General features: G+C 67.7%; 8 protein-coding genes. All 8 read left to right on the top strand.

Annotated features, from left to right (window positions below):
- Positions 1-71 precede the first annotated feature (71 nt).
- Positions 72-836, top strand: a complete 765-nt coding sequence (locus KH616_RS18535) for a sugar phosphate isomerase/epimerase (protein WP_292249210.1) — start codon at positions 72-74, stop codon at positions 834-836.
- A gap of 27 nt (positions 837-863) precedes the next feature.
- Positions 864-1,868: a sugar kinase gene (locus tag KH616_RS18530; protein WP_292249208.1), complete on the top strand. Its 1,005-nt coding sequence runs from the start codon at positions 864-866 to the stop codon at positions 1,866-1,868.
- Positions 1,869-1,935: 67 nt separating this feature from the next.
- Positions 1,936-3,216, top strand: a complete 1,281-nt coding sequence (locus KH616_RS18525; RefSeq protein WP_292249205.1) for an MFS transporter — start codon at positions 1,936-1,938, stop codon at positions 3,214-3,216.
- 4 nt (positions 3,217-3,220) lie between these two features.
- Positions 3,221-4,189, top strand: coding sequence for an NAD(P)-dependent oxidoreductase (locus KH616_RS18520; protein WP_292249202.1), 969 nt, complete (start codon positions 3,221-3,223; stop codon positions 4,187-4,189).
- 228 nt (positions 4,190-4,417) lie between these two features.
- Positions 4,418-5,461: a LacI family DNA-binding transcriptional regulator gene (locus KH616_RS18515; RefSeq protein ID WP_292249199.1), complete on the top strand. Its 1,044-nt coding sequence runs from the start codon at positions 4,418-4,420 to the stop codon at positions 5,459-5,461.
- A 54-nt stretch (positions 5,462-5,515) separates the two neighbouring features.
- A complete protein-coding gene (locus KH616_RS18510; protein ID WP_292249196.1) occupies positions 5,516-6,316 on the top strand; it encodes a YhfC family intramembrane metalloprotease in 801 nt (266 codons plus the stop codon).
- Positions 6,316-6,828, top strand: a complete 513-nt coding sequence (locus KH616_RS18505; RefSeq protein ID WP_292249193.1) for a DUF3022 domain-containing protein — start codon at positions 6,316-6,318, stop codon at positions 6,826-6,828. The genes KH616_RS18510 and KH616_RS18505 overlap by 1 nt, the downstream gene beginning before the upstream one ends.
- Positions 6,829-6,851: 23 nt before the next feature.
- Positions 6,852-7,507, top strand: a 656-nt coding sequence (locus tag KH616_RS18500) for a pilus assembly protein (protein WP_292249190.1), incomplete at its 3' end; no start/stop codon positions are given.

Raw genomic sequence — 7,507 nt, 5'->3', positions numbered from 1 at the left:
CGGTCCCGGCGTGAGGCGCACCATCCGTCTCACATAAATGGAACCGGTTACAACCGGAGTATAGGGACACAATGGCAGACATCGTGATCGTCGCGAGCGCATTCGGCATGGATCGTGTGCGCGAGGAGGGACACCGCGCGTTCGTCACAGCGGCGGCAGCGGCCGGCGCGGCCGGATTCGAGGTGCGCCGGGAATTGTTCGCATCCGACACCGATACGGAACACGCCGCGCTGAATGCGCTCGGCGCCATGCTCGCGTCGCAAGGGCTCTGGTCGGTCTATTCGACGCCGGCGACGCTCTATACCGAGACGGGCGCGCTCGACGCCGACGCATTGCGCGCCGCACTCGGCGAGGCCGATGCGCTCGGCGCGCGCTTCGTCAAATTCCAGCTTGGCGGGTTTGCCGGCGACGCCCATGCGGAGACGCTCGTGGCGCTGTCGCGGGGCGCGCGGGCCCGGGTGCTGGTCGAGAACGGCCAGTTGCCGGTCGGCGGCGCGCTGGCGCAGTTCCGCACGCTGTTCGCTGCGCTCGGCACGGCGGGCGCGTCAGGCGCGCTCGGCATGACGTTCGACATCGGCAACTGGCAGTGGCCGGGCGAAGTGCCGCTCGATTGTGCGCAGGCGCTCGCACCGCACGTCGAATACATTCATTGCAAGGCCGTCGAAGGCGTGGGCGCGCGTCGTTTCGCCGTGGCTCCCGCGCCGCGCGATCCGCTGGTGGCCGCCGTGCTGGCGGCGTTGCCGGCCGATGTGCCGCGCGGGATCGAATTTCCGCTCGACACCGCCGACCCGGCCGGCGATGCGCGCCACCGCGTCGCGTGGCTCAAGGCGGCGTGACGCGCGAACGAACCTGAGGATTCACACATGCACAAGCAACTCGATGTCGTCACCTATGGCGAAGCGATGGCGATGTTCGTGGCCGTCGCGACGGGACCGATCGCGCAGGCCACGCAATTCACCAAGCGGATCGCCGGCGCCGACCTGAACGTCGCGATCGGCCTGTCGCGGCTCGGTTTCCGGGTCGGCTACATGAGCCGCATCGGACGCGATTCGTTCGGCAGCTACCTGCTCGACACGCTCGCACGCGAAGGCATCGACGCGTCGTGCGTCACCGTCGATCCGCGCTATCCGACCGGTTTCCAGCTGAAGTCGCGCAGCGACGACGGCAGCGATCCGACCGTCGAGTATTTTCGGACGGGCTCGGCGGCGAGCTATCTGTCGTGCGAGGACTATGTCGCCGATTACGTGCTCGGCGCGCGGCACCTGCATCTGACGGGCGTGGCGCCCGCGATCTCCGCATCGTCGTGCGAGCTTGCATTCCATCTCGCCCGCGAGATGCGGGCCGCCGGCAATGGAGCGGTGGCCAGGACAATCTCGTTCGACCCGAACCTGCGCCCGACGCTGTGGCCGTCCGCCGACGTAATGGCCAAGACCCTGAACGCACTCGCGGCGCTGGCCGACTGGGTGCTGCCGGGGCTCGCCGAGGGCCGGCAGCTGACCGGCTACGACACGCCGGCCGACATCGCGCGCTTCTATCTCGATCAGGGCGCACGCGGCGTCGTGATCAAGCTCGGCGAGGCGGGCGCGTACTACCGGACCGCCGACGGCGGCGAGGGAACGATCGACGGCGTGCGCGTGGCGAACGTCGTCGACACGGTCGGTGCGGGCGACGGCTTCGCAGTCGGCGTCGTCAGTGCGCTGCTCGAAGGCCGGACGGTCGAGCAGGCCGTGGCACGCGGCAACCGGATCGGCGCGCTGGCGATTCAGGTGATCGGCGATTCGGAAGGATTGCCGACCCGCGCCGAACTCGAGCGGATCGAAAGCGCCGGCAATCGGACCGATCACCCAGAGGAAACCTTCGCGCAATAAGATGCCGCGCACGGCACAATCGCGAGCCCATTTCGTGCGATACGCACAAGGACAAGGAGACACCCACATGGCAGCCAATCTCGCCGCTCGCCGCTGGTGGACGATCATGCCGATCGTCTTCATCACGTACAGCCTCGCCTATCTCGACCGCGCGAACTACGGGTTCGCGGCGGCGGCGGGCATCAACCAGGATCTCGGCATCAGCAAGGGGCTGTCGTCGCTGATCGGGGCGCTGTTCTTCCTCGGCTATTTCTTCTTCCAGATTCCGGGCGCGATCTATGCGGAGCGCAGGAGCGTCAAGAAACTGGTGTTCTGGAGCCTCGTGCTGTGGGGCGCATGCGCGGCGCTCACCGGCGTCGTCAGCAACATCCCGTCGCTGATGGCGATCCGCTTCGTGCTCGGCGTCGTCGAGGCGGCCGTGATGCCGGCGATGCTGGTCTACATCAGCAACTGGTTCACGAAGCGCGAACGTTCGCGCGCGAACACCTTCCTGATACTCGGCAATCCGGTCACGGTGCTGTGGATGTCCGTCGTGTCCGGCTATCTCGTGCACGAATTCGGCTGGCGCCAGATGTTCGTCGCCGAGGGTGTGCCCGCGATCATCTGGGCCGTGTGCTGGTGGTGCCTCGTGCAGGACAAGCCGGCCGAATCGACCTGGCTCAACGCGCAGGAAAAGCGCGACCTCGAAGCGGCGCTCGCGGCCGAGCAGGCAGCGATCAAGCCCGTGCGCAACTATCGCGAGGCCTTCCGCTCGCCGGCCGTGATCAAGCTGTGCGCGCAGTATTTCTGCTGGAGCATCGGCGTGTATGGCTTCGTGCTGTGGCTGCCGTCGATCGTCAAGAACGGCTCGTCGCTCGGCATGGTCGCGACCGGCTGGCTGTCCGCGATGCCGTATCTCGCCGCGACGATCGCGATGCTTGCCGCGTCGTGGGCGTCGGACAAGGTCGGCTCGCGACGCGGCTTCGTCTGGCCGTTCCTGCTGATCGGCGCGGCGGCGTTCGCCGCTTCCTATGCGCTCGGCTCGACGCATTTCTGGATGTCGTACGCGCTGCTCGTCGTCGCGGGCGCTGCCATGTATGCGCCGTACGGGCCGTTCTTCGCGATCGTGCCGGAGCTGCTGCCGAGGAATGTCGCAGGCGGCGCGATGGCGCTGATCAACAGCATGGGTGCGCTCGGCTCGTTCGTCGGCTCGTATTTTGTCGGCTACCTGAACGGCGCGACCGGATCGCCCGTCGCATCCTACGCGTTCATGAGCGCCGCACTCGTCGCGGCTGTCGTGCTCACGCTGTCCGTCAAACCCCAGGCGCGCGAAGCGCATCCGCTCACCGCGCCGCTGCAAGGAAAATGAATCGATGAAGCCCCGTATCGTCGCTTACAAGCCGCTGCCCGACGACGTCCTCGCCTATCTGCGCGAACATGCGGACGTCGTGCAGGCCGATGGCGCCGCGGCGCTTGGCGACGCGCTGGCGCATGCCGACGGCGCGATCGGCGCGAGCCTGAAGATTCCGCCGGCGATGCTCGATCGCGCGCCGCGCCTGAAGGCATGGTCGACCATCTCGGTCGGCTACGACAATTTCGACGTGCCGGACCTGACGCGGCGCGGCATCGTGCTCGCGCACACGCCGGACGTGCTGACCGAATCGACCGCCGATACGGTGTTTTCGCTGATCCTCGCGTCCGCGCGGCGCGTGGTCGAACTGGCGGAATGGGTGAAGGCGGGACACTGGCATCGCAGCATCGGCCCGGATCTGTACGGCACCGACGTGCAGGGCAAGACGATCGGCATCGTCGGGCTCGGCCGGATCGGCGCGGCGGTCGCGCGCCGCGCGGCGCTCGGTTTCCGGATGCAGGTGCTGTATACGAACCGCGCCACACACCCCGACGCCGAGGCGCAGTACGGCGCGCGCCGCGTGACGCTCGACACGCTGCTCGCGGAATCGGATTTCGTCTGTCTTCAGGTGCCGTTGTTGCCGGAGACGCACCACCTGATCGGCGCGGCCGAACTCGCGCGGATGAAGCCGGGCGCGATCCTGATCAATGCATCGCGCGGGCCGGTGGTCGACGAGGCGGCGCTGATCGACGCGCTGCAAACGGGCAAGATCCGCGGGGCGGGGCTCGACGTGTTCGAGAAGGAGCCGCTCGCCGCCGATTCGCCGCTGCTGCGGATGAAGCAGGTGGTCGCCTTGCCGCACATTGGTTCGGCAACACACGAAACGCGACACGCGATGTCACGTTGCGCCGCGGAAAACCTGGTCGGCGCGCTCGCTGGCACGCTGCGCGTCAATCTGGTCAATCCGGAGGCGCTGGCGCGCGCAGGCTAGCCCGCGGTGGCGGCGCACAGCAGATGCCGCCCGGCTCGGGTGTCGTGCGGTCTTGGTGCCGTGCGGGCGGCTGGGTTATGATCGCCCGCGCGTCGCCGTGAAGCCGCGGCAAGGGCGTCGCCGCAGCCGGCGACGCCGAGAGAGGAGACCGCCGGTTGGCGTCCGTATCCAAAACAAATGTCCGCCCGCGCGTGAAGCGGCGCGGATTGCACGTCGCGAGGCACGACTGTGACAGATTCTCCATCCACCAGCCCGCGTCCCGCGACGATCAGCGACGTCGCACGCGAGGCAGGCACCGGCAAGACCAGCGTTTCGCGCTACCTGAACGGCGAAACGCGCGTGCTGTCCGCCGATCTGCGTCAGCGGATCGAAACGGCGATCGCACGCCTGAACTATCGGCCGAACCAGATGGCGCGCGGCCTGAAGCGGGGCCGCAACCGCTTGCTCGGAATGCTCGCGGCCGACCTGACCAATCCGTATACCGTCGAGGTATTGCAGGGCGTGGAAGCGGCGTGCCATGCGCTTGGCTACATGCCGCTGATTTGCCACGCAGCGAACGAGGTCGAGATGGAGCGCCGCTATCTGCAGTTGCTCACCACGTACCGCGTCGAAGGGATGATCGTCAACGCGCTCGGCGCCGAGGAAGAGGTGCTGCGTCCGCTGCGCGGCGGCGGGATTCCGGCGGTGCTCGTCGACCGGACCGTCGAGGGCTTCGAGGCCGACCTGATCGGTCTTGACAACGCCGGCGCGGTCGACACGGGCGTGCGGCATCTGATCGACCAGGGTTTCGACGCGATCCACTTCGTGGTCCAGCCGTTCGAGCATGTCAGTTCGCGGCGCCTGCGCGAGGCGGCGTTTCGCGCCGCGCTGGCGGCGCGCGGCCGTCCGGTGCCGCAGCCTGTCGTGCTCGACCTGAACGATTCCGCCGCGGTATCCGTCGCGCTCAGGGAACTCGACATGCGCATCGACGCGTCGCTGCACGGCGGCAAGCGCGCGGCGCTGTTCGCGGCCAACGCGCCGGTCGCGCTCGTGATCGCGCGGCATCTGCGCGCACGCTTCGGCGCCGTGTGGCAGGACAAGGCGGCGCTCGTCTCGATCGACGACCCTGAATGGGCCGAGCTGATCGGCATCACGACGATCCGCCAGCCGACCTATGAAATCGGCTACAAGGCGGTCGAGTTCGTTCACGAGCGGATCGACGGCGCGGCGGGCGATGCGCGCGTTGCGCTGCTGCCGGGCGAGCTGATCGCGCGCGCATCGACGGCAAGCTGAGTATCATTCGGGGCACGCAGCGCGCCGGATGCGCTGCCTCGAACAAGGACTCACATGACTGTCTCACCCGTCGCGCTGGCGGTGCTGATCGCCGCCACGCTGATCATCGCACTGCTGCCCATCGTTGTTTTCCGTACCCTGCGCAAGCCGCTGTCGCTCGACCGGCGCGATGCGATCGTCGGCGTGGCCGTTTTCACGCTGTTCGCGATGATTCTCGAACGTGCGTTTCATGGCGTGGTGCTGAGCCAGGCGCCTGCGGGCGGCTGGCTCACGCAGCCGGCGGCATTCGTCGCATATGGTGCGCTCACGGCTGGCGTGTTCGAGGAGGTGGGGCGTTATCTCGGCATGCGCTTCCTGAACCGCCGCTACGGCGTGTCGGCCGGCGACGGCCGCGCGATCGGCTACGGACTCGGTCATGGCGGCGCGGAAGTATGGTTCGTCGGCGTGCTGGTGTGGGGACAGTGGGCGTATCTCGCCTGGCTCGCCAATCGAGGCCAACTCGATGCCCAGCTTGCGGGACTGCCGGGCGAAGCCGTGCTGCGCATCCAGGTGATGTTGTCGACGCTGTCGGTGCCGTCGGTCGGCATGCTGCTGCTCGAGCGCGTCGCCGCGCTGGTCCTGCAGGTTGCGCTGTCGATGCTGATGTGGCGGGGCGTGCGTGCCGGCCGCCTCGGCGTGCTGCCGCTTGCGATCGCACTGCATGCGCTGGCCGACGTTCCGGCCATGCTTTATCAGGTTCGGCTGCTGCCGGCGGCGTGGGTCGAGGCGTCGTATTTCGTGCTGGCCGCGCTGCTCATCCGTGTGCTGATGAAGATGTGCCGCCCGCAGCATGGCGGCGTGACGGGAGGCGTGTGATGGAAGACTATCTGGTCGAATGCCCGAGCGCCGAATTCGACGCGCTCGCGCGCGTGATCTGCGAGCTGTTTCCGGAGCAGACGCGCTTTGTCGAATGCAGCGACGAGCGAGGCCGTTTCCTGTCGGTGCATTGGCTGGCGATGCGTTTCGGCGCGACGCCGAAACGGATGACGCTCGATATTCGCATCGCGCAACGGCAGTTCGCCGCCGGCCGCACGCGCGAGCAATCGTTGCAGCGGCTGTCCTCGGGTTTCGACAACGAGGACCTGCGCGCGATCGTCCGTCTGATGATCCAGGTCGACAAGCATGGCGGCGCCGTGCAGGAACCGCTCAAGCAGTTCGGCGACCGGCTGCGCGAGACGCGCCGTTCGATGCTGCGCGAGCGCATCGGCAAGCTGACGGTCAAGATGACGGGCGTCATGATCGTGACGCTGCTGCCCGCGCTGATGATCGTGACGGCCGGTCCGGGCATGATCTCCGTGCTGCACGCGCTCGAAACGGCGCGGCACTGACGCCGAGGACGAAAGGAATGAAGATGAAACGGATCGGCGATATGGCAAGACTGACGGGCGCGGTGGCGATGATGGCGCTGCTCGGCGCCTGCGCATTCAAGGAAAGCGGCTACGGTGTCGGTGCACAGGCGGAACGCGCCGCGCTGATGGAGGCGGCCGGGCAAAAGCAGGGCGCGCCGGATACGCCCGGCATGTACCTGGGGCTGATCGAGCGGATGCAGTCGCAAGGGCTGTACTACGCGTCGCTGGCGCACATCGACGCTTACGAGAAGCAATACGGCTCGTCGCCCGACACGATCCTGCTGCGTGCCGACGCGCTGCGCGCGACCGACCAGCCGGCGGCGAGCGCGGCGGTCTATTCGCAACTGCTGAACACGCCGCTCGCCGCGCGCGGATATCGCGGGCTCGGGCTGATCGCGGGCGCGGCCGGCGATTTCGAGCGCGCGACGCAGGCGCTGTCGCAGGCGTCGGTGCTCACGCCGACCGATGCGTCGATGCTGTCCGATCTCGCGTATGCGAAGTTGCGCTGCGGCGATATCCAGGGTGCGCGCGTGCCGCTGATGAAGGCGGTCGAACTCGACCAGAACAATTCGAAGATCATCAGCAACCTGATGCTTTATCTGCTGGTGTCCGGGCGCGCGCACGATGCGCAGAAGCTGATGGCGCAGCAGAAGCTGTC

It is taken from the genome of Burkholderia sp. (assembly GCF_018375725.1).
Taxonomy (GTDB): Bacteria; Pseudomonadota; Gammaproteobacteria; order Burkholderiales; family Burkholderiaceae; genus Burkholderia.
This window is presented reverse-complemented; position numbering and strand designations above follow the sequence as displayed.